Source organism: Streptococcus sp. FSL R7-0212, assembly GCF_038007985.1.
Lineage (GTDB): Bacteria > Bacillota > Bacilli > Lactobacillales > Streptococcaceae > Streptococcus > Streptococcus parauberis.
In genome coordinates, this window is the sequence record NZ_JBBOYF010000001.1 from 1,685,377 (window position 1) to 1,708,399 (window position 23,023).

Here is a 23,023-nt window from a genome sequence, read left to right on the forward strand (position 1 = left end):
CTATTATACTCTTAAAATGAACCTTGTCAAGAGAAAAACACAAAAGATTAGCACTCTTTTTTTAGAGTGCTAATCCCCTTAATCATATTTTGTTAAATCTTTTTCTTCAATAACTTTAATCAGTTTTGCAGCATAATTGTTATCATAAGAATAGATGTATTTTTCCAAAGACTGAGCAGGCAATTTATAACCTTCAAAAGTAGCTAATTCACGATATAGTTGCTGGTCCCAAACCTGTCCCTGACTTAAACTCGCAAAGTAATCCGCAATAGATTCTTTCCAACTTGGATAAGTTGCAAATTTTAATTTTGTGGTTGTCGGATTATTTAACACAGGTTTTGTCGTCTCTAAAATAACGTAATTATCACCAGGTTTTGCCAACATTGAAAAGAGATTATGATATTTTGCTGATAAGATACTTTGGCCACCTTGGCTATCAATTAAAATTTGACCAATGATAATTGAAGGACGAACTCCATAGGCTTTGGCATAGGGTTTAACTTCCTTAGCAACATCATCAATAAAAACCTTCTCTGAATAAGGCACCTTGATTAATTGACTGGAATTAGGTGTCTTAGCATTCATGATTAAAGGCATGATCATGGCAAAGATAAAGAAAAAGAGCAAGATTAAAAATGAATTTAATTTTAAACGTGATCTCATTGATTCTCCTTCAATAAGGTAATGTATTCTTCTAGCGTCAGCTTATGCCTAGCCATGTACTTAGCAGATGCTTTTCCCACATAACGGTAATGCCAATCCTCATAACCAACGCCTGTGATGTTCTCTTTCCCTTCAGGAAAACGCAGAACAAAGCCATAGTCAGCAGCAAGAGCAACAATTTGTTTAACTGTCTCAGCATGACTTTGATTCAGATAATTGGAAGTCCCCATATCCATGGCTAAACCAGTCATATGTTCACTGGCCCCAGCTGGTTGGGAATAGGTTTGTACTAACTTTTCAGCCTCAGCATCGGTTAAGTATGGGTTATTCGCCTTCTCTTGATCGATGTAAGACTGATAAAGTTGCGCTTGGGTATCGACACTTCGGTATCCTGAAATGACATGTTCTTCGGGGTCAATGGCTTGCGCAGCTGCTAGAAATCCGGCCGCATCCTCAACAATTCGTGAGTCTAACTGAATGCCATTAAAATCAGCAACTGTCGGATTCATTTCCTCTGTCGGATGGTCCCTATTAACTAGGACTAGTTCCCAGTCTTTCGGCGACACCTTAGGTAGCCCAGTAATTTTCTTGTTACTTGTTGTATGCTTTTTATCTTTGGTTAAATTAACTTTGTTCTGACGTATGGTCTGATTAGGATTATCTTCTCTAATAAAGAGGTACAGACCACTTAAGAACAAGAAAACAACAAGGATTTTTCCTGCTAATAGGACTAAGTTTTTATTTTTCATTTAATTCTTCTATCATTTGACGACCACGCAGACGGTAGGACATATCTCCGACTGTATTAATGGTAAATTTGCCGTCCTCAAAATCGACTACTGTGATACTACCATTATCAATGAATTGTTTTTGTCGGTTTGGATCAATCAACCACATGAAGGTCCCAATGGTCATTCCGTGACTAACAACAATGGCATTCCCACCACCACCATTTTGAATGGCTAAAGCAATTGCTTCAAAACCTTCATAAATCCGTTTACTCAATACTTCCCATGGTTCAGCCCAATTTGCTGTATCCACTTCGACAATACTTTGAGCTAATTCTGAATAAGGAACTTCTGACATATTTTCCTTGCCTTCAAAGGCTTTTGTCCGTGGTAGAACACCAAGGAACAATTCTGAGTCATAGGCACCATCTAAACTACCAAAGCACCACTCACGGATACGTTTGTCTCTAGTATAAGGTAGAAACTCATTTTCTGACTCACGTAAAACAATCTCCATCGTCTGCATAGTTCTGCCAGAGTCACTTGAAAAAGCCGCTTGAAAAGGAATAGCCGCATCTTTTAAGCCCAATCCTAGTTCTCTAATACCTTCTTCACCTTTTTTTGTTAATGGTGTGTCGCTCCAACCTTGGGCACGACCAATTGTATTAAACATTGTTTTCCCGTGGCGAGCAATATATAATCTTGTTTTTGTCATAGTAACCTCCAGATTCTCTTTAATATTATAGCATTAAATAGGGCTTTCAGACAATTAATCAAAGTTATTTGATTAGGCTAACTGAATTTTTAAGCATCATCAAAAAAAACACCTGCAAAAGCAAGTGTCTTCGATTTAATTTTTAAAACTATGGATTGGTGCCGGGATTTGTCCGCCACGGGCAATAAAGTCTGCTGATGAGTTCTCGTTAACGGACATTACAGGAGCTGTTCCTAATAGACCTCCAAACTCAATCATTTCTCCAACTTTACCCTTAGGAATAATCCGAACAGCTGTTGTTTTTTGATTAATAACACCAATGGCTGCTTCGTCAGCAATCATGGCAGCAATCGTTTGATAAGGTGTATCCTCAGGAATAGCAATCATATCTAAACCTACTGAACAAATCGCCGTCATGGCTTCTAATTTCTCCAGGTTCAGAGATCCATTCTGTACAGCTGCAATCATCCCCTCATCCTCAGAGACTGGTATGAAGGCACCTGACAGACCTCCGACCTGGTTGCAGGCCATTACACCACCTTTTTTTACGGCATCATTTAGTAAGGCAAGCGCAGCAGTCGTCCCATGAGTCCCAACCATTTCAAGACCCATCTCTTCGAGCACGCGCGCCACAGAGTCACCAACAGCTGGTGTTGGAGCAAGAGACAAATCAACAATCCCAAACTTAACGCCTAGACGCTCACTGGCCATTTGACCAACCAATTGACCAATCCGAGTAATTTTGAAAGCTGTCTTCTTAACTGATTCTGCCAACACATCGAAGCTTTCACCACGCACTTTTTCCAAGGCACGCTTGACCACACCAGGACCCGAAACACCGACATTAATCACGACATCTGCTTCACCAACACCATGAAAAGCACCCGCCATAAAAGGATTATCCTCAACAGCATTAGCAAAGACGACCAGTTTGGCTGCACCTAAGTCAGAAAGTTGAGCAGTTTCTTTAATGATACGGCCCATATCAGCTACCGCTGTCATATTAATTCCAGATTTAGTGGAACCAATGTTTACTGAGGAACAGACTTTTTGGGTCTCAGCGAGTGCTTTAGGAATAGAATTAATTAAAATCTCATCACCCTTTTGGTAGCCCTTTTGAACTAGAGCTGAGAAACCACCGATAAAGTCAACACCAATTTCATGCGCGGCTTTATCTAAAGCCTTGGCAAGCGGCAAATAGTCCGTCGCATTAGTTGCTGCTCCAATTAAGGCAATAGGTGTAACAGAAACGCGTTTGTTGACAATTGGAATACCTAATTCCGCAGCAATTGCATCCCCGACAGCAACTAAATTAGCTGCCTTAGTCACTACTTTATTGTAAATTTTTTCAGCTGCACGGTCAATATCAGGATCAATACAATCAAGGAGTGAAATCCCCATTGTAATTGTCCTAATATCAAAATGCTGCTCTTCAATCATGTCGATAGTTTCTCGAACTTGTTTGATATCCATTTAGGGCTCCTTATAAATTATGCATAGCGTCAAAAATAGCTGTACTTTGGATGTTAATCTTCACTTGTAAACTATCACCATAATCTTTAAAAACTTGACGTAAGACCGTGAAGTCTTGCTTATCTGGACTTGAAACCAAGGCCATCATTGTAAAATAGTCATCTAGGACAGTTTGCGAAATATCATCAATATTTAAACCAAGTTCAGCAATCTTACCAGAAACACCTGCAACAATTCCTTTACTGTCTTTACCAACAACTGTGATTATAGCTTTCATATGAAGCACCTCCTAATATTTGTTAAATTTTACCACAAAAAGCCGTACAATTCTAGCCAATTCCTTCTTATACGTTAATTCATTTCAAGCAGATGACAACTACAACATTAAAGATGAAAATTGTCACTCAATTGACACCAAATCACCACACTCTTCCTCTATAATGATTATAGCAACCAATAAAAGATAAGACAATTTTATGTTGCTTAAAAAAACAACACCATTAGAATCCTTTATTTAATAAGGATTCTAGGTGTGTTTTTTTTAATAGAAAATATATTTATAAAAGAATTTATTTAGTTGACAACGGTTACAAAAGTGCTATAATTCCTCTTATATTAAGAAAAAGGTGGTACTACCATGGCAATCATTGGACAAATTCCAGCAACTAAAATGCGTGGATACAACTATTCTATAAATATTAAAAATACAGACCAAGTTATTGAGTTAAAAGATAATTTTACTATCATGGAGAACATCAAGATTATTTCTCATTCTAGGGGAAATAATGTATATACTGTATTATCACATCTCAATGATAAGGAATTAAGAGAACTTATCATGTCAGAATACAATCTTAAGCTTAATCAAGTCATTATTACGTCACTTCAAAACTCAGGTCCGCTAGGGGCGATGTAAAGGGCCTACATCAAGTTAACATTCAAGACAAAAGACATTCATCCGAATGTCTTTTTTTATATACTTATTTATTAAAAGTAAAATCTTTTCCCATTTTGACTAATTCTCTTGAATATTACGAATGATCAGAGTATCAGTCACTTTAACAAAACAATGCGAGGTTCTACTTTGGCAGCTATCATGATTATTATTCTAACTGGCGTCTTTGCTTGGTCTTGGACTGTTATGGGGAAGTACCCGCAAGAGGATATTGATAGAAGGAAGACTAAAGATGAAAAAGATAAATGATATAAAAAGTATTCGGCTAATCAAAATAGTCCAAATCATACTTTTTTTATTAGGAAATGTCCTATTAAGCAAAGGATTTTCAAGTTATTTTAGTTATGGCATATTAATAGTAATATTACTCCTAGCCATTCCAATTCCAAAGCAATATAAGTGGGGTTTCACTGCTGAAAAAACTACATTTTTAAGGAATAATAATGCTGTCATCGAAACTGCAATTTCATTGATTATTATCATCAGCTTAGCAATTTTGATTGGAATTTTTATTTGATTTAGTCCAACCCCTACTCCTCCACCCTCCTGAAGGGGTGGCTTTTGCCGATTGATTTGACCATGCGTGCTACGACTGCTTGTCTTTTCATTCTATATTTTTCTTTCTTTTATGACATTCTTGACATTAATTATGGCATAACTAATGGATCAAGCAAAAAACCGTTAAACTGATTAACGGTTTTTATTTTTTCCCTAAAAGGGCAGAGATGAGTGCGACAACGATACAGGCACCAACAATTGATGGTAAGATTGCCATGCCAGCTAAATGTGGTCCCCAATTACCAAGTAATCTTTGACCCACATATGAACCAGCTAAACCAGCAAGGATATTAGCCAAGCATCCCATTTGTCCACCTTTATCTGTAATTTTCCCTGCAATCATTCCGATGATAGCCCCAACGATTAATGATCCAATCATAGTAAACTCCTTTTATTTTTCCTAATTATAACATAGTTTCAAACTGAGTAAAGTGCAAGGCTCAGCTTAAGTCTTGCAGCCGTTTTTGCCGTCTTAACAAAATGAAATCCCGTAATGAAATCAAAAGCACAGCCATCATAATAAAAAACATGCCAATCAAATCCATAGGATAGAAAAACTCGGAAAGAAGAACCACTGCAAATAGCACGGATGCAACAGGTTCAACTGCGGCAAGAAGCGTTCCTTTAACGGGACCTACTAGACTTGCTCCCTTCAAGAAAAAGGTATAAGCAAAGATGGTGCCAATTGCAATCAGGCCAAAGAGGGCAATGCTGTTGCCAGTTGTCAGATACATATGATAGCGCCAAGGCCGAACGATGACGGTGAAAAGCGACCCCGAAAAAATCATGGCTAGGCCAATCACGACCAGACTTCCCCATTTTTCAATCAAGCGCGCCGGCATCAAAACATAGAGAGTGGCGGTGATAGCTGAAATAAGTCCCCAAACTAATCCCTCCGGGGTAATGGCTAAGCTGCCTAGCTGACCATGAGTGGCAATCACGGCCGTCCCCAGAATAGCAAAAATAATTGAAAGACCTTCTGCTACACTTGGCATACGTTTTTCATTGATCGCAACAACTGACATAATTAAAACCGGTGACAAATATTGAAGAACAGTTGCTGTTCCGGCATTGGTATGCTTAATTGCATTCATATAGGTATACTGATTCATCAATAATCCAAGGATACTAAACATGAAAATGTTAAGCAGGATATTTGGACTAGCAAGCACACGTAGCATTTTTTCTTTCTGTGTCATAAAGGCCATTACACAGAGCACCGTCCCTGAAATCATCAGACGAAGAGATGTTAGTAAATTCACCTCTACTCCATGTGACATCAGATATTGTCCTGATACGCCTGATAGACCCCAAGCAATTCCTGCAAACAAGACCATTAAAGAACCTTTATTTATCACCATAACCACCATTCTTTATCTATTTTCATAACTATTGTATCACAGAAATGGTTAGTCAGTTCAGCTTATTTTTACATATAAAAAGAGTCCATCAAGGACTCTCTTTTTGACTAACCTAAAAGCAATTTTTCTAGATCTAATGGAAGAATACACTCACCATCTTTATAGGCGCGCATATTGCCACCTGAAATTTCATCAATGAGAGCTACTTTACCATCAATTTCACCAAATTCAAATTTGATATCATAAAGTTCCAAGTCTTTTTTAGCTAATTCAGCTTTGACAACTTCACCAATTTGCAAGGCCAATTGTTTCAATTCATCATATTGAGCTAACGATAAGATATTTAAAGTATCTAAAGCATCAGCTGTAATTAATGGATCATTACGTTTATCATCCTTCAATGTAACTTCGACATATGGAGGAATTACTGTTCCTGATTCAATGTAATCACCGTAACGACGGATGAAAGAGCCCACAGCACGATAACGTACAATAACTTCTAAACCTTTTCCAAATACCTTTGCTTTGCGAACAACAGCTTCATTTTTTGCTAAATCAGCTGAAACGAAATGTGTGTTTAGTCCTAGCTCATTTAATTTTTGATAAAAGAATTGTGTCATTGAGATAGCAGAACGTCCTGCTCCTTCAATTTGTAAACCAACTTGATTTTCACCTGGATCAAAAACACCATCTTTACCTGTCACATCATCTTTAAAATGTAAAAGAACGGTTTTATCATCAATTTCAAAAACATCTTTAGTTTTTCCTGTGTAAATCTTTTCCATATCTTCCTCCGAAGCTTTTTGTTATTGTTCCTTTATTATAATACTTAATCAATATTTTTCAAGATATATTATTTAAAATACAGTAATAAACGAACATTATCTGGAGCGCAATCACAAAATACAAAAAAAGAAGACAAATGACTTTGTCCTCTTACTTAGAGAGTTTCATACTCGTTTTGATTAATCTAATAATTTTTGTAATTCTTGAGCTAATAACTGTTGAGCTACTTGTGGGTTAGCCTGTCCTTTAGTTGCTTTCATCAAGAAACCAGTAAAGGCTTTATCCGCATTACGTTTACCTGATTTAAAGTCAGCCACTGCTGCTTCATTGTCAGCAAAAACTTGATGAATTATTGGAATCAAGACTTCTGGGGCAGAAATTTGTACTAAACCAGCTTTTTCAACATATTCTCTAGCTGAACCACCATTTTTTGCTAAGTGAACAAAAACTTTCTTAGCAATCTTCGATGAAATCGTACCATCAGCAATAATGGCAATCATTTCAACTAAGTTTTCTGGTGTTAATTCAATTTGGCTAATTGTCTTACCTTCAGCATTCAAGAATTGAGCCACTTCACCTTGTAACCAGTTAGAAACTTGCTTGGCATCACCACCAATAATAACAGCTGCTTCAAAGAAATCTGACAAATCTTTAGTAGCTGTTAACTGACTAGCATCATAATCTGATAAACCAAGTTGGCTGACATATTTGTCACGACGCTCAGCAGGGAATTGTGGTAATTGACCACGCATTTCCTCAATCCAAGCTTGGTCAATTTCATACAATGGTAGGTCAGGCTCTGGGAAGTAGCGGTAATCTGCTGCACCTTCTTTGACACGCATTAAGATAGTTCCCTTATTGGCTTCATCATAACGACGTGTCTCTTGACGGATAATCCCACCAGAACGAAGAATCTTAGCCTGACGCTCAACTTCATGTTCTAAACCTTTTCGAACATTTGAGAATGAGTTTAGGTTTTTCAATTCGGTTTTGGTACCAAATTTTTCTTGTCCATAAGGACGTAGAGAAATATTGGCATCCACGCGCATTGAACCTTCTTCCATCTTAACATCCGAAATTCCAGTATACTGAATGATTTCTTTAAGAGCTGTTAAGTAGGCATAGGCTTCCTCAGGCGATCTCATATCAGCTTCAGAAACGATTTCGATTAATGGGACACCCTGACGGTTTAAGTCAACATAACTATAGCCATCAGTTCCGTGCGTGTTTTTACCAGCATCTTCCTCTAAGTGGGCACGTTCGATACGAATTTTCTTCTTAGAGCCATCTTCCAACTGCACTTCGATCCAACCATTGTAACCAATTGGCTCATCAAATTGAGAAATTTGGTAGGCTTTGGGATTATCAGGGTAGAAATAATTCTTGCGGTCAAAATGCATTTCTTGGTGGATATCCATATTTAGTGCCAGCGCAGCTTTGATACCCGCCTCAATGACACCCTTGTTAATGACTGGGAGAACCCCTGGGAATGACCAGTCAATAACATTGGTGTTTGCGTTAGCTTCGTTCCCAAAGTGGGCAGATGAAGGTGAGAAAATTTTTGAATTTGTGTTTAGTTCAACATGGACTTCAAGACCAATGATTGTTTCAAAATTCATTACTTGTCACCTCCGAAAATACTTGGTCGTTTGGTATGATAATCTGTCGCAGCTTCAAATGCTGCCGCAGCTTGGTAAACAGTTTCTTCGCTGTACTTAGGTCCAATCAATTGAATACCGACTGGTAAGCCATCAACGAATCCTGAAGGGATTGAAATGCCTGGGATACCGGCTAAGTTAACTGGAATAGTTAAAAGGTCAGCAAGATACATTGAAACTGGGTCATGGTTAAGTGTATCAAGTCCAAAGGCTGGACTTGGTGTAGCTGGGCCAATGATTAAATCATAGTTAGCAAATACTTTTTCAAAGTCTTGAATAATCAAAGTACGGACACGTCCTGCTTTTTTAAAATAGGCATCATAATAACCTGAAGACAAACTAAAGGTTCCAAGCATAATCCGTCGCTTAACTTCATCACCAAAGCCTTGACTACGTGTTTTAACATAGATGTCATCTAGACTTTTTGCATCTTCGGCACGGTAGCCATAACGAATACCATCGAAACGTTGAAGATTTGATGATGCTTCAGATGAGGCAATAATATAGTAAACAGCTACGCCGTATTTGCTATGTGGTAGACTAACTTCTTCAACCGTTGCACCAAGTTCTTCAAATTGTTTAGCAGCTGCTAAAACGTTGTCTTTGATTTCAGGGTCAATACCTTCACCCAGATATTCTTTAGGAAGGGCAATCTTCATTCCTTTAATGTCTTGTCCAATTTTAGAAGTAAAATCAGCAATTCTGACTGGTGCTGAAGTTGAATCTTTTTCATCTGGACTAGCTAAGACATTCATTAATTGGGCATTTTCTTTAACTGTTTTCGAAAATGGGCCAATTTGGTCTAATGAGCTACCAAAAGCAATTAAGCCAAAGCGTGAAATGGTTCCGTAGGTTGGTTTCATCCCAACTACCCCATTGAAGGCTGCAGGTTGACGGATTGAACCACCCGTATCAGATCCTAAAGATAAAGGAGCTTGACCGGAAGCAACTGAAGTGGCTGAACCACCTGATGAACCACCAGGTACTTTAGTGTGGTCCCAAGTATTTTTTGTTTTCTTAAAATATGATGTTTCGGTTGAGCCTCCCATAGCAAATTCATCCATGTTTGCTTTCCCAATGATTATCATATCTTTAGCTTTGGCATTAGTAATAACTGTAGCATCAAAAATTGGTTCATAATTATAAAGCATTTTTGACCCAGCTGTTGTTAAGATATCTTTTGTCGAGATGTTGTCTTTAACAACCAAAGGAATCCCTGCCATCACATTTTCAGGATCAATCCCTTTTTCATCAATGGCATCAGCAGCAGCAAGTGCTTGATCTTCAGCAATTGTGATAAAAGAACCAATTACTTCCTCACGTTCTTTAATATCAGCAATAGTAGCTTCAATTAATTGACGAACAGTAATTTCTTTGGTGACGAGGAGTTCATGTAATTGGTCAACAGTAAAGTGATTATATGACATTATGCATCTCCTCCATCTTCTAAGATTGCTGGTACTTTGATAAAATTATTTTCTTTTTCTGGTACATTTTTAAATAACAAATCAAGGTCAGTTCCTTTTTCAGCAACATCTTGACGCATAACATTTTTACGGTCTGCCATTGTTGATGTAACGGCAACACCTTCTGTATCAACTTCATTTAACATTTCAACCATTTCAACAATTTTTGTCAAGGTTGTGGCAAATTCACTTGTTTCTTGGTCAGTAAATGATAATTTTGATAGTGTCGCTACATGGCGAACTTCTTCTTCAGAAATTTTCATGTTTACTCCTTAGGTTTCAAATTGACATAGTCTAAGTTATTATAACACATTTCAACTCATTTTTTCAGCCAACTAACTGATTCTTTTAGGCTTTGCACATCTAAAAACCCTTAATTGATTACATTAGTAATCAATTAAGGGTTGACTTTATTTATCTACATGAAGGCTTGAGCCTTGGCCTTTAATTTTGGCTTGTGCAGCCGCTAATTTTGCAATAGGCACACGGAAAGGTGAACATGACACATAGTTGAGACCTTGGCGGTAACAAAATTCTACTGTGTTGGGTTCGCCACCATGTTCTCCACAGATTCCAAGTTTAAGATCAGGTTTCACTCCACGACCAAGTTTTACGGCCATGCTTAATAAACGACCAATCCCTTTTTGATCAAGAACTTCAAATGGATCTTTTTCGAAGATGTTCTTGTCAACATACTCACCTAAGAACTTGCCGGCATCATCACGAGAGAAACCGAAGCCCATTTGAGTAAGATCATTGGTACCAAAACTGAAGAAATCAGCAACTTCTGCAATTTCATCAGCAGTTACACAGGCTCTTGGAATTTCAATCATTGTACCAATTGTGTAATTCATTTGAATATTAGCTTCAGCTAACTCTTCTTCCACTGTATCTTCAATTAATTTTTTTAAAATTTTAAATTCTTCGACGATACTTACAAGTGGGACCATAATTTCAGGACTAACTTTCACGCCTGCTTTATGCGCTTTAATAGCTCCTTGGGCAATTGCTCGCGCTTGCATGATACACATCTCTGGATATGTAATTGCTAAGCGGCAACCACGGTGACCTAACATCGGGTTAAATTCTTCAAGTTCCTTGATGCGTTTTTGGAGATCTTTAACTGACATCCTTAACTGGCTAGCAAGACTTTCAATAGAAGCCTGATCATGTGGCAAGAATTCATGAAGTGGCGGGTCTAAAAGACGGATAGTACAAGATTTGCCATTAAGAACCATGAAGAGTTGATAGAAGTCATCTCTTTGGTGAGGAAGAAGTTTATCAAGTGCTTTAACACGATCATCCACATTGTCAGCAACAATCATCTCACGGACAAGAGGGATACGTTCTTCATCAAAGAACATATGTTCTGTACGGCATAAACCTATACCTTCTGCACCAAATTCCAAAGCTTTTTTGGCATCCCGAGGTGTATCAGCATTGCATCTAACCATCATGTCACGTTCTTCATTGACCCATTCCATGAAAGTAAGATAGTCTTGATCAAGTGCTGTCGATGCCATTGGTACTTGATTAAGATATACTGATCCTGTTCCACCATCAATAGATAAAAATTCACCTTCTTTGATGACTAATGATCCACAAGTTAATACTTTTTCTTCTTCATCAACCATTAACAAGCTACTTCCAGCTACACAAGGCTTACCCATACCACGAGCAACAACTGCAGCATGAGAAGTCATTCCACCACGCGCAGTAATGATTCCTTTGGCACTAATCATACCTTCGATATCCTCAGGAGAAGTTTCTTGTCTTACTAAAAGAACGGTTTTACCTGCATTTTCTTCACGGACAGCATCTTCTGCATGGAAGTAAATTTGACCACAAGCTGCACCTGGTGAAGCAGGAAGTCCTTTTGCAAGAAGTTCTGCTTTTTCCAAATCTTTTTGATCAAATGAAGGGTGTAACAATTGTTCCAATTGACGAGGTTCAATGCGGAGAAGAGCTTCTTCTTTAGAGATTAAACCTTCATTAACTTGATCGACTGCGATCTTAATAGCTGCCTTAGCTGTACGTTTACCATTGCGAGTTTGGAGCATGAATAAACGTCCTTTTTCAATGGTAAACTCAACATCTTGCATATCTTTGTAATGCTTTTCAAGAATGTTAGTAATTTCAACAAATTGGTCATAAATCTCAGGTATATCTTTTTTTAGTCGATCAATGCTTTGAGGAGTACGAATACCAGCAACCACATCTTCCCCTTGTGCATTAATCAAATATTCGCCAAAGAGGTGTTTTTCACCTGTTGATGGATTACGAGTGAAAGCAACCCCTGTTCCGCTGTTATCACCCATATTTCCATAAACCATTGATTGGATATTAACTGCTGTACCAAGTGTATGTGAGATATCATTTAAGCGACGATAAACTTGGGCTCTTGGATTATTCCAAGATTTAAAAACTGCTTCAATCGCAAGCATCAATTGTTCTTTTGGTTCTTGTGGGAAAGCATTACCAGTTTCTGATTGGTAAATATCTTTGTACACGCTTACAATTTTTTGTAAATCTTGACTTGATAAATCTGTATCATCTTGATAGCCTTTTTCAGCTTTTACTTTATCAAGGACAGATTCAAATTTGTATTTTGGAATTCCAATAGCTACATCTGCAAACATTTGGATGAAACGACGATAGCTATCATATGCAAAGCGTTCATTTTTCGTTGCTGAAATTAGTCCAAGGACACTAGTATCATTTAAGCCAAGGTTTAGGATGGTATCCATCATACCAGGCATTGAAAAAACCGCACCCGAACGAACAGATACTAATAACGGATCTTGGTCACTTCCTAATTTTTTACCTTGTTCAACTTCCAATTTTTCTAAAGCTGAATCAATTTGGTCTAAAATGATATCTCGAATTTGACTACCATTATCATAATAATCATTACAAGCCTCAGTTGTAATAGTAAATCCTTGGGGAACAGGCAAGCCAATGCTTGTCATTTCTGCCAAATTAGCTCCTTTCCCACCTAAAAGACTGCGCATGTCTTTATGACCTTCAACAAAACGATAAACAAACTTAGTTTCCATGTGTGCCTCCATTTTTATAAATCATTATTTTTTAAGATTTCAAGTATGATTGTTGCTGTTTCTTCAATTGCTTTTTCCGAAACATTGATAATTGGGCAATTCAGCTTTTTCATAACATCTTCAGCATATGTTAATTCTTCAAAAATGCGTTCCATATTAGCATAGCTTGCTGAACTCGATAAGCCCATGGCTCTTAGCCGTTCTTTTCGTACTTGACCTAAACGCTCAATCGAATTGGTTAAACCAATAATTTTTCTGGAATTAATTTGATAAAGTTCCTTTGGTATCGGAATCTCTGGGATTAAAGGAATGTTTACGACCTTGAGATGTTTATCTGCAAGGTACATACTTAAAGGTGTTTTTGAAGTTCTCGAGATACCTAATAAGACTAAATCCGCAGCAAGAATTGCTCTTGGATCTTTCCCATCATCATACTTAACTGTAAATTCAATTGCTTCAACACGTTTAAAATACTCTTTATCCAATTTACGTAAGAGACCAGGTTGCCCAAGTGGCGCTATCCCAGATACCCTTGACATAGCCTTAATGACATTAGTTAATAAATCAACGTAGACCAAGTCTTCTTCTTCACATCTTTTCTGAGCATAAGTTGCTAAGTGATCATCGACTAAGCTGTACATGATACAAACATTTTTATCCTTAGCCTCATCTAAAACAGTCTCTAACAGGGCCTCAGTGTTAATATATGAAAAACGTTTAAATTGCCATTCTCCCTGCATAGGAAATTGTTGTATGCAAGCATTTGCGATTACACGTGCCGTTTCTCCTAACGAATCTGATACAATATATATTTCTAATTGATCGTCCATAATACCTCCACCATTCTACTTTTCCTTTATCTCAAGGAAAAGTTTGGTAATAATCGTTTTTGATAGTTTACCTATCACCTTCATCTTGCCATTTTCTAATTGTTCGACAACAGGTAAACTATCAACCTCACGGGCAACCAACTTTTCTGCTGCTGAGAGCACATATTCGTCTTCACTAACTGTTGAAATATTTGGTACTCGGGTCATAATCATGCCAATAGGAATCTTGCTTAAATCACCACTACCAATTGTAGCTTTTAATAGATCCTTCCGAGAAACCAAACCACATAAGTAATCTGACTCATCCAAGATAAAGACACCACCAGAATCTTCCATAAAAATTTGAACAATAACGTCGTATACGGAATCTTTTTGATGTGCCATATGGGGTATTCCCATAATGTCTGACACTTTCATATCTTTATACAGGTTATATTCTGAGTTAGACTCTTTACGACCTGCATAAAAATAGCCAACCTTTGGTTTGGCGTCCAATACACCAAGCATTGTTAGGACAACTAAGTCTGATCTTATGGCAGCTCTAGTGACTTTCAATACTTCCGCGATTTTTTCACCAGTTATCGGTTCTTTTTCTTTTACTATCGAAACAATCGATTTTTGTCTAGCGGAAAATTGGATAACAAACACCTCCTATTCTCTAAATGTGATACACTATATCCTTATGTAGTATATTATATACTCTTTATTCGGAATATCAAGTCAAAAATATAAAAAAATATTATTTATGACTAATATTGTATTTAATTTGACTTACATTTCAGTTACACTGCATCCGTAACCGTTTTTAGAATATTTAGGAGGTCAAATTTTGTCAATTAAAAAAGTTACTGGCGCAGGAAGCGACGTATTAGGAAATCAAATTGCATTTCAAACAGCTTACTAAGGTTTTGATGTTACTATCTATGATATTAATGACACAGCACTAGAACAAGGTAAGTTGCGAATACAACGTTTAGTGACTGTTTATTCTGAAGAAAATAAAACAACTAAAAACCATGCTTGAAAGTGCTTTTCCAGAGAAAATATATCTGAGAACCATTTTACATAGCGACCAAGGTTGGCAGTACCAACATGCGTTTTATCATAAGTTTCTTGAAGACCATGGTATGAAACCCTCATTGTCTAGTAAAGGCAATAGCTTAGATAATGGCATATGGAATCTTTCTTTGGAACATTAAAAACAGAAATGTTTTATGGTTTTGAGAAAAGTTATTCTTCACTTGAAGCATTGAAATCCGCTATTACGGAATATATTGACTACTACAACAATAAACGAATTAAACTAACATTAAAAGGACTGAGCCCTGTACAATACAGAACTCAACCCTGGAAAGTCAACGAAAAACTAGACACGGAGTTAAGAGAATTTAAGAATTATATTTTTCAAAGTCTTTTGGAGACTTGTAATCAAGACCTGAATGCATCCTTTTTGTATTGTAATAGGTCTCAATGTATTTAAATATTTCTTGAGTAGCCTCAGCTCTTGTCTCAAAATGAGCATCATTAATAAGCTCCCTCTTTAGCGTCTTATAAAAAGACTCCATCATTGCATTGTCATAGGGATTTCCTTTACGACTCATGCTAGATTGAGCACCGACTTGACGAAGAGTAGATTGATAACGAGAGCTTGTATATTGACTCCCTTGATCAGTATGGACAATCAAGCCAGGCTGAGGATGTTCTTTCCCACAAGCTTGTAATAAGCAATCCCTCACCAGTTTATCTTGCATCCGTGAAGACATTGACCAGCCTACAATCTTACGTGAAAAAACGTCGATATTCACGGCTAAGTATAAGGTGCCTTCTTTGGTAGGGATATAGGTCATGTCTCCCAGCCATACTTTATTAGGAGCTGTTGCTTTAAAGATCTGATTAATTAAATTGGGTCTTGAAAGCGAAGCTCCTTTTCTGTTGTAATGTTTATATTTATAACGGCTTCCCTTGGCATAAAGTCCCATCAAGTGCATCAGTTTCCCAACACGTTTCGTGTTGGTCATAATACCAGTATTATGAAGTACCTTGGTAATTCTAACCGCACCATAGCGTCCCTTATGCTCATGAAAGACAGCTTTTATCTTCTCTGAGAGAATTTCTCTCTCCACTTGTTGTTTTGAAGGACGACGATGCATGTATTCATAGAAACCTGAGCGAGAAACCTTAAGAACTTTTACTGCATGCTTAATTTTTATCTTCCCATGATGTTTCAAGAGAAATTCAAAACGTTTTACTTGCTTCGCTTCAAGAAGACCCGGAACTTTTTTAGAAGTTCAAGTTCCTCCTGAAGATAACGATTTTCTTTCTCTAACAATTTAATCTTATGTTGGGCATCAGCCAGGGCTGTCCCATTGCCTGGAAAAGCACTTTCTCCATATTCTTCAACTTCTTGAACCCAGCGATAAAGACTATTGGCATGAACCTCAAGCTCTTGGCTGACTTCTTTAACAGAGTAACCCTCTTCAAGAATGAGTTTTACTGCAGAATTTTTAAATTGTTTATCGAATTTTCTTCTTGCCATAATAAACCTTTCCACGATTTCTCTTAACTTTGTGTCTAGTTTATTATAACCTTTCCACCCTTAACTTAAATATACTGTCTAACTTTTAGGGATCACTTCAATTCTTCCTAAGGTTTTTTTACTAATCTAATTTACCTGTCCAGGCTCCAGTTCCACCTTCAACATTTGTCACATCTTTATACCCTTGATTTACAAGAAATGTTGCAGCTTGGGCTGAACGACCTCCAGATTGACAAATAATATGATAACTTTTGTTTTTATCTAAGGTCTGATAGGTTTCTTCAAAATGACTTAATGGCATATTGGCTGCACTAGGTACGTGCCCAGTTTCATATTCAAAACTTTCACGAACGTCAATCAGGTTAATCTGATCTTGTCTCAATAATCCTTCTAATTCAACAATTGATTCTGATTTAAACATGGTTAATCCTTTCTGGGTAAACACTTTTGTATAGAGAGTAGGCACCGTCCAAGTTTTGAACAGTAAAGCCTGCCTGTATTAAAATGCGTTCTGCTAAGTATGATCGCAATCCACTGTGGCAACTTACAATATAAGCTTGATTTTTATCAAGTTCATTAAGACGACCGCGCAAATCATCTAATGGAATATTAATGCCATCAGCAAAGTTCCCTTTTGCAAATTCAGTTGTGGTACGAACATCTAGTAGTTTTTTACCTTTAGCTAGTTCTTCTTCTAGTTGATACCATTGGATTGTATCACTGGTTCCTTCCATAATATTAATAGCAACATATCCTGCCATATTGACTGGATCTTTGGCCGCGCCAAATGGCGGAGCATAAGTGAATTCTAACTCTGGCAAATCCTCCACAGTCAACCCACCCTTTATAGCGGTAGCTATGATATCAATTCGTTTATCAACGCCTTTTTGCCCAATAGCCTGCGCTCCATAAATACGGCCACTATTTTTACTAAAGACCAATTTAAGTGTTATATCGGTTGCTCCTGGAAAATAGGAAGCGTGATCCTTTCCGCTTGTATGGAGAACAGCAACGTCGTCAAAGTTTTGTTTAGCCACACGTTCACTGAGGCCAGTAGATGCAGCAGCTAAACCGAAAACGCGGACAATCGCAGTTCCGATGCTGCCTTTGTTTTTGCGACTCAAGCCAGCAATAACGTCAGCAACTTGACGACCTTGACGGTTAGCAGGACTAGCAAGTGAAATCAATGCCTCTTGTCTTGTAATTTCTTGTTTAACAATAATAGCATCGCCAACAGCATAGATATCCTCGATACTTGTTTGATAATTATCATCAACCAAGATTCCATCCTTCATGCCTAATTTAATGCCGGCATTTTTTGCTAAATCAGAGGCTGGCATCACGCCAACAGACATAATTGTCAAATCAGATTCAATGCGGTTGCCATCTTCTAAGACAATAACTTGTCCTTTTTCTTCAAAAGAGCGGGCTGATTGGCCTGTAATGACAGTAATTTTATTCTTTTCTAACTCTGCTTGAACAAAGCTGGCCATTTCTTCATCTAATGGTGGTAAAACATGTGGTGCTTTTTCAATAATTGTAACTTGATAGCCTTTATTTGACAAGCTTTCAGCCATTTCTAGACCAATAAAACCTGCACCAATAACGGTTGCTTTACCAACTTTTTGCCTCTCGATTTGAGCCATAATTTTATCCAAATCAGGAATATTTCTTAAACTGAATACATTTTCTGCTTGCTCTAAGCCTGGCATTTGGGGAATAAATGGTTTTGCACCTGGAGATAGAATCAGTTTATCATAAGTTTCAGTGTATTTTTTTCCTTCGTGACGTGCTGTAACTGTCTTCTCTTGCGTATTGATAGCAATGATTTCTGTTTCTGGTCGCACATCTAATTCAAAGCGAGCTTTAAGTCTTTCTGGTGTTTGGACTAATAAGCTTCCGCGTTCAGCGATTTCTCCCGAAACATGATAGGGAAGGCCACAGTTAGCAAAAGAAACATAAGGTCCCCGATCAAATACAATAATTTCTGCATCTTCCATTAATCGTCTAAGACGAGTTGCTGCTGACATACCACCAGCAACGCCACCAACAATAATAATTTTAGTCATTTTTACTCCTTTACGCATTCTTAATTTGTTTTAGGACCTGTCCATGCAGACATGCCACCTTTTATATTTACAGTTTGATACCCCATTTGATTCAAGGTTTTGCATGCTTTTTTGCTTCGCATCCCAGACTGACAAATTAGGTAAATCTTTTTATCTTTTCTTCCTTGATAAGATGAAATAGAAGATAATGGATAGTTTCGAGATTGCTTAATATGTCCTGATCGAAATTCATTACTTGTCCGGACATCTAGTATATCAATGTTTTTAGTTTTTAAGAGTTCTTCCAACTCTTGAGTCGAAATTGTTTCTTGTTTTTGTTTAGCAAAAAGTTTATTAAAAATCATTCTCACTCCTTATATACCCCTTGTGGTATTTTTAGAATAGCACGCGAAACTCCGAAAGTCAACTAATAAAATTTGGTTAAAAATTGACAAAGTGTCTTAAGCCAAGTATAATTATTCTTCAGAAGTGAGGTTTTTATGAAAACAAAAAAGAAGGATATTATTAATAGACTTAAACGGACCGAAGGACAAATCCGAGGAATTCAAAGGATGATTGAAGAAGAAAAATCTTGCTTCGATGTCATTACTCAGTTGACTGCCATTCGTTCAAGCATTAATAGTACAATGGGTGTAATTATTGGGGAAAAAATTACACAAGTCATCGAAAATCCATCAGATGACCCACAACTTCAAGAAGAACGTATCAATCAAGCAATAAATTTAATTATCAAGAAATAAGCAAAAAGACGTGGATTTCTCACGTCTTTTTTATATAATTTTTGCACCAAGAACTGACTCAAAATGATTGAGTGCCCATTGGTTATTTTCTTCAGTGATGCTCGCAACTGCATTTTTAACAACTTCAATTTTATAACCTAAATTATAGGCATCAATTGCTGTATGCAATACACAAATATCAGTTAATACGCCTGTTAAGATGAGACTAGTTACACCACGCTCTCTTAAACGAATATCTAAATCTGTTCCTGAAAAAGCAGAATAGTGTCTTTTATCCATCCAAAAAACAGAATCATCCTCTTTAATAGACTCATATAGGTCAGCTAAGGGCCCAAATAAATTACGGCCACTTGTACCGTTAACATTGTGTGGTGGGAAAAGTTTTGATTCAGGGTGAAATTTATCATCTAAATCATGACCATCAATGGCAAAAAAGATATAGTCTCCATCATCATAGGCCTTCTTGATCACTTGGAAAATTGCTTCTGAAATAGCTTGCGCTAGTTGACCAGCAGTTAACTTGCCATTATCAGCAACAAAATCTTGTGTATAATCAATTGATATTAGTGCTTTGGTCATCTTAATACTCCTTTAGTTTATCAAAGATACCTTCATTAATAACTTTTAAATAAGTTCCCTTCATACCAAGTGAGCGACTTTCAATAATCCCAGCACTTTCAAGCTTACGTAAGGCATTAACAATAACAGAACGCGTAATTCCAATACGATCAGCAATTACTGATGCTGTTAAACGTCCTTCGTTACCATCTAATTCACCTAAAATAGCTGCGACAGCTTTCATTTCAGAATAAGATAGGGTATTAATTGCCATATTTACAGCAGTTTGTTTACGTATTGTTTCTTCAAGGTTTTCTGTTTGTAAGTTAAGTAATTGAATACCTACAACAGTACTTGAAATTTCAACCAAAATCAAATCATCATCATCAAATTGTTCATCATTACGCCAAATAATTAATGAACCCAATCGCATACCGCCACCATAAATTGGGGCAATTGTTGTCAATCCCTCTGGAAAGTCATCTTTAGATTCAACTGGAAAGATTGTTAACTCGTTCTCAACAGTTAAGTTTGCTTCTGTATCATAAACACGACTTGCTGCTTTAACATATGAATCTGGAAATTGCTTCGCTTCAAAGAACTCTTCAACGCGGTCATTATTTGTTTTATATTTCATGGCATAACCCAATAGAGTTCCACCACCATTAATAATACAAGCATTACAATCAATAATATCTGCTAAACGAGATGCCATTGTATTGTATGGTAGTTCAGTATCTAAACTATCAACGGAACGCTGTAGAATGGACGTAATCTTACGTGTTTTTTCTAATAAATTTGGCATTTTTCACCTTTTCCTTTGATTTTATTGCGCTTCAATTATATCAAAGGTGAAGCGATTTCGCAAGGAATTTTCAGAAAATTGTTTATTATTTCTACAATTCCTATTTTAATCTTTTTTTTACTTCATTAATAAAAAAAGAACTTGTAAATATTCCAAGTTCTTTTAATTTTATTTGATTTATTAACGTTTGTATTTGCTTAGCACACGTGTTATTTTTTCCTGCACATCTGCTAGCTCTTCCACCCTTGGAAGGTAGACTATTCGGAAATGATCAGGGTCTTTCCAGTTGAAACCACGACCATGGACAAGCATCACCTTCTCTTGTTTTAATAAATCTAATACAAAGAGTTCGTCATCATCAATATTATACATATTGCGATCAATTTTAGGGAAAATGTAAAGTCCAGCTTGTGGCTTAACAGCAGATAAACCTGGAATATCATTAATTGCTTTATGAATAAAATTACGTTGCTCATAAATCCGTCCACCAGGTAATAACAATTCATCTACAGATTGATAACCTCCTAGTGAGGTTTGAACAACTTGTTGAGCCAATACATTTGAACATAAACGCATATTAGCTAACATATTTAGTCCTTCAATATAGCCACGGACATTTTTTTTGGGACCAGATAAAACCATCCAACCAACACGAAAACCTGCAATCCGATGTGACTTAGATAAGCCATTCATTGAGACACAGAATACATCTGGTGCCAGACTAGCAATAGCAGTATGTTCACCACCATCCATCACTAACCGATCATAAATCTCGTCAGCGAAGATAATCAATTCATTTTCTCGTGCAATTTGAATAATATCTTCTAATATCTCATCAGGGTATAGAGCACCTGTTGGGTTATTAGGATTAATAACGACGATTGCTTTAGTCTTATTGGATACTTTTGATTTAATGTCTTCAATATCAGGGTACCAATTTGACTCTTCATCACATAAATAATGAACAGCTTTACCACCTGATAGACTGACACAGGCCGTCCATAGTGGATAATCAGGCATCGGTACTAGCACTTCATCCCCGTCATTAAGTAAAGCTTGCATAGACATTGAAATTAATTCTGATACACCATTTCCTAAATATATATCATCAATATCAACATCTGGAAATTTTTTAAGCTGACAATATTGCATAATTGCTTTACGGGCTGAAAATATTCCTCTACTGTCAGAGTAGCCTTCACTTGCACGCGCATTGACAATCAAATCACGAATAACTTCATCTGGGGCTTCAAATCCAAAAGCAGCTGGATTTCCAGTATTTAATCGCAATATTTTTTCGCCATTTGCCATCATGCGTTCTGCTTCTTCTAAAACTGGACCACGGATATCATAAGCCACATGATCTAATTTCGATGATTTTTCAAATATTTTCATAGCAAACTCCTTTTGCTCTATATTATAAACAAATATTGTTAAAATAGGAAGAACTTATTAATAATTAAAATAATGAAATTATATCATAAAATCATTTCAGGAAAACGCGTGAAACGCTTTCATAATTAACTGATATGGTGTATAATATTACTATAAAGTATACTTTATTAGTTTAACATAGGAGGACAAGATTATGTCACAAAAGTATGAACACGTAATGGTTGCCGTCGATGGTTCATTTGAATCTGAATTGGCTTTTAACAAAGGTGTAAACGTCGCACTTCGTAATAACGGTGAATTAATTCTAGCTCATGTTATTGATACACGTGCATTACAAAGCGTTGCCACTTTTGATACTTACATCTATGATAAGTTAGAACAAGAAGCCAAAGAAGTCTTGTCCGAATTAGAACAACAAGCACGCGCCCAAGGCCTAACACAAGTACGCCAAGTAATTGAATTTGGCAATCCGAAAAACTTACTTGCCCATGAAATTCCAGATCGCGAAAACGTTGATCTCATAATGGTTGGGGCAACTGGGCTTAATACTTTTGAACGCTTACTTATTGGGTCTTCATCAGAGTATATCCTACGCCATGCAAAAGTTGACCTATTAGTTGTTCGTGATAGTAAAAAAACCTTATAATAAAAAAGACTTGATCATTCAAGTC

At 36.9% G+C, this 23,023-nt stretch carries 26 protein-coding genes and 1 pseudogene; 6 read left to right on the forward strand and 21 right to left on the reverse strand.

What is annotated here, in order from left to right:
- Window positions 1-78: 78 nt before the first annotated feature.
- The 5 genes from MKY69_RS08545 to MKY69_RS08565 all read right to left on the reverse strand — a co-directional run bounded on the left by MKY69_RS08545 (window position 79) and on the right by MKY69_RS08565 (window position 3,856).
- Entirely contained in the window at window positions 79-663 is a 585-nt protein-coding gene (locus MKY69_RS08545; RefSeq protein WP_003107575.1) for a glycoside hydrolase family 73 protein, read from the reverse strand.
- Window positions 660-1,412: a M15 family metallopeptidase gene (locus tag MKY69_RS08550; RefSeq protein WP_340791464.1), complete on the reverse strand. Its 753-nt coding sequence runs from the start codon at window positions 1,410-1,412 to the stop codon at window positions 660-662. The genes MKY69_RS08545 and MKY69_RS08550 overlap by 4 nt, the downstream gene beginning before the upstream one ends.
- Window positions 1,402-2,106, reverse strand: coding sequence for a histidine phosphatase family protein (locus MKY69_RS08555; RefSeq protein WP_340791466.1), 705 nt, complete (start codon window positions 2,104-2,106; stop codon window positions 1,402-1,404). Before MKY69_RS08555 ends, MKY69_RS08550 begins: the two co-directional genes overlap by 11 nt.
- Window positions 2,107-2,241: 135 nt before the next feature.
- Entirely contained in the window at window positions 2,242-3,579 is a 1,338-nt protein-coding gene (locus MKY69_RS08560; protein WP_340791468.1) for a PFL family protein, read from the reverse strand.
- Between the two features lie 10 nt (window positions 3,580-3,589).
- Window positions 3,590-3,856 carry an ACT domain-containing protein gene (locus MKY69_RS08565; protein WP_003103097.1) on the reverse strand — a complete coding sequence of 89 codons (267 nt, stop codon included), beginning with the start codon at window positions 3,854-3,856 and terminating at the stop codon, window positions 3,590-3,592.
- Window positions 3,857-4,216: 360 nt separating this feature from the next.
- Here MKY69_RS08565 and MKY69_RS08570 point away from each other — a divergent pair, with 360 nt between their 5' ends.
- From MKY69_RS08570 to MKY69_RS08580, 3 genes are all read left to right on the forward strand, one after another.
- Entirely contained in the window at window positions 4,217-4,495 is a 279-nt protein-coding gene (locus tag MKY69_RS08570) for a hypothetical protein (protein WP_003107583.1), read from the forward strand.
- 108 nt (window positions 4,496-4,603) lie between these two features.
- On the forward strand, window positions 4,604-4,783 hold the full coding sequence (locus tag MKY69_RS08575) for a hypothetical protein (RefSeq protein WP_142379010.1): 180 nt from the start codon (window positions 4,604-4,606) through the stop codon (window positions 4,781-4,783).
- Window positions 4,767-5,051 carry a hypothetical protein gene (locus tag MKY69_RS08580; RefSeq protein ID WP_003107585.1) on the forward strand — a complete coding sequence of 95 codons (285 nt, stop codon included), beginning with the start codon at window positions 4,767-4,769 and terminating at the stop codon, window positions 5,049-5,051. Before MKY69_RS08575 ends, MKY69_RS08580 begins: the two co-directional genes overlap by 17 nt.
- 183 nt (window positions 5,052-5,234) lie before the next feature.
- Here the strand turns inward: MKY69_RS08580 and MKY69_RS08585 are convergent, their stop codons facing one another.
- The 9 genes from MKY69_RS08585 to MKY69_RS08625 form a co-directional block, all read right to left on the reverse strand.
- A complete protein-coding gene (locus MKY69_RS08585) occupies window positions 5,235-5,471 on the reverse strand; it encodes a GlsB/YeaQ/YmgE family stress response membrane protein (protein WP_003105245.1) in 237 nt (78 codons plus the stop codon).
- A gap of 61 nt (window positions 5,472-5,532) precedes the next feature.
- Window positions 5,533-6,453, reverse strand: coding sequence for a DMT family transporter (locus MKY69_RS08590; protein ID WP_003108086.1), 921 nt, complete (start codon window positions 6,451-6,453; stop codon window positions 5,533-5,535).
- 107 nt (window positions 6,454-6,560) lie between these two features.
- Complete coding sequence (locus MKY69_RS08595; RefSeq protein ID WP_076751620.1) at window positions 6,561-7,238, reverse strand: phosphoribosylaminoimidazolesuccinocarboxamide synthase; 678 nt, start codon at window positions 7,236-7,238, stop codon at window positions 6,561-6,563.
- Window positions 7,239-7,418: 180 nt separating this feature from the next.
- Complete coding sequence (gene gatB, locus MKY69_RS08600; protein ID WP_003107588.1) at window positions 7,419-8,858, reverse strand: Asp-tRNA(Asn)/Glu-tRNA(Gln) amidotransferase subunit GatB; 1,440 nt, start codon at window positions 8,856-8,858, stop codon at window positions 7,419-7,421.
- Window positions 8,858-10,324, reverse strand: a complete 1,467-nt coding sequence (gene gatA, locus MKY69_RS08605; RefSeq protein ID WP_013793649.1) for an Asp-tRNA(Asn)/Glu-tRNA(Gln) amidotransferase subunit GatA — start codon at window positions 10,322-10,324, stop codon at window positions 8,858-8,860. The genes gatB and gatA overlap by 1 nt, the downstream gene beginning before the upstream one ends.
- Window positions 10,324-10,626: an Asp-tRNA(Asn)/Glu-tRNA(Gln) amidotransferase subunit GatC gene (gatC, locus tag MKY69_RS08610; protein ID WP_003102441.1), complete on the reverse strand. Its 303-nt coding sequence runs from the start codon at window positions 10,624-10,626 to the stop codon at window positions 10,324-10,326. The genes gatA and gatC overlap by 1 nt, the downstream gene beginning before the upstream one ends.
- Before the next feature lie 147 nt (window positions 10,627-10,773).
- On the reverse strand, window positions 10,774-13,419 hold the full coding sequence (gene ppdK, locus MKY69_RS08615; RefSeq protein ID WP_340791489.1) for a pyruvate, phosphate dikinase: 2,646 nt from the start codon (window positions 13,417-13,419) through the stop codon (window positions 10,774-10,776).
- Window positions 13,420-13,433: 14 nt separating this feature from the next.
- Window positions 13,434-14,249, reverse strand: coding sequence for a pyruvate, water dikinase regulatory protein (locus MKY69_RS08620; protein ID WP_003107590.1), 816 nt, complete (start codon window positions 14,247-14,249; stop codon window positions 13,434-13,436).
- A 15-nt stretch (window positions 14,250-14,264) separates the two neighbouring features.
- Complete coding sequence (locus MKY69_RS08625; protein ID WP_003107591.1) at window positions 14,265-14,897, reverse strand: helix-turn-helix transcriptional regulator; 633 nt, start codon at window positions 14,895-14,897, stop codon at window positions 14,265-14,267.
- A gap of 350 nt (window positions 14,898-15,247) precedes the next feature.
- Here MKY69_RS08625 and MKY69_RS08635 point away from each other — a divergent pair.
- Window positions 15,248-15,594, forward strand: a pseudogene (locus MKY69_RS08635) (IS3 family transposase); the annotation flags it as partial.
- Between the two features lie 43 nt (window positions 15,595-15,637).
- Here MKY69_RS08635 and MKY69_RS08640 read toward each other — a convergent pair.
- The 4 genes from MKY69_RS08640 to MKY69_RS08655 all read right to left on the reverse strand — a co-directional run bounded on the left by MKY69_RS08640 (window position 15,638) and on the right by MKY69_RS08655 (window position 19,198).
- A protein-coding gene (locus MKY69_RS08640; protein WP_096368445.1) for an IS3 family transposase occupies window positions 15,638-16,785 on the reverse strand; the annotation gives its coding sequence in 2 pieces (ribosomal slippage) (window positions 15,638-16,533 and window positions 16,533-16,785; 1,149 coding nt in all).
- A 121-nt stretch (window positions 16,786-16,906) separates the two neighbouring features.
- Window positions 16,907-17,206, reverse strand: coding sequence for a rhodanese-like domain-containing protein (locus MKY69_RS08645; protein ID WP_003105267.1), 300 nt, complete (start codon window positions 17,204-17,206; stop codon window positions 16,907-16,909).
- A complete protein-coding gene (locus MKY69_RS08650) occupies window positions 17,199-18,854 on the reverse strand; it encodes an FAD-dependent oxidoreductase (protein ID WP_004347392.1) in 1,656 nt (551 codons plus the stop codon). The genes MKY69_RS08645 and MKY69_RS08650 overlap by 8 nt, the downstream gene beginning before the upstream one ends.
- Before the next feature lie 20 nt (window positions 18,855-18,874).
- On the reverse strand, window positions 18,875-19,198 hold the full coding sequence (locus MKY69_RS08655) for a rhodanese-like domain-containing protein (RefSeq protein WP_003107595.1): 324 nt from the start codon (window positions 19,196-19,198) through the stop codon (window positions 18,875-18,877).
- A gap of 135 nt (window positions 19,199-19,333) precedes the next feature.
- Between MKY69_RS08655 and MKY69_RS08660 the strand changes: the two genes are divergently transcribed.
- Window positions 19,334-19,594 carry a metal-sensitive transcriptional regulator gene (locus tag MKY69_RS08660; protein WP_003103711.1) on the forward strand — a complete coding sequence of 87 codons (261 nt, stop codon included), beginning with the start codon at window positions 19,334-19,336 and terminating at the stop codon, window positions 19,592-19,594.
- A 30-nt stretch (window positions 19,595-19,624) separates the two neighbouring features.
- Here the strand turns inward: MKY69_RS08660 and MKY69_RS08665 are convergent, their stop codons facing one another.
- The 3 genes from MKY69_RS08665 to MKY69_RS08675 form a co-directional block, all read right to left on the reverse strand.
- Entirely contained in the window at window positions 19,625-20,173 is a 549-nt protein-coding gene (locus MKY69_RS08665; RefSeq protein WP_003107596.1) for a cysteine hydrolase family protein, read from the reverse strand.
- Window position 20,174: 1 nt separating this feature from the next.
- Window positions 20,175-20,957, reverse strand: coding sequence for a GTP-sensing pleiotropic transcriptional regulator CodY (gene codY, locus MKY69_RS08670; protein ID WP_003103534.1), 783 nt, complete (start codon window positions 20,955-20,957; stop codon window positions 20,175-20,177).
- A 180-nt stretch (window positions 20,958-21,137) separates the two neighbouring features.
- Window positions 21,138-22,352, reverse strand: a complete 1,215-nt coding sequence (locus MKY69_RS08675; RefSeq protein WP_003107597.1) for a pyridoxal phosphate-dependent aminotransferase — start codon at window positions 22,350-22,352, stop codon at window positions 21,138-21,140.
- 193 nt (window positions 22,353-22,545) lie between these two features.
- Between MKY69_RS08675 and MKY69_RS08680 the strand changes: the two genes are divergently transcribed.
- Window positions 22,546-22,998: a universal stress protein gene (locus MKY69_RS08680; RefSeq protein WP_003103948.1), complete on the forward strand. Its 453-nt coding sequence runs from the start codon at window positions 22,546-22,548 to the stop codon at window positions 22,996-22,998.
- The last annotated feature ends 25 nt before the right edge of the window (window positions 22,999-23,023 follow it).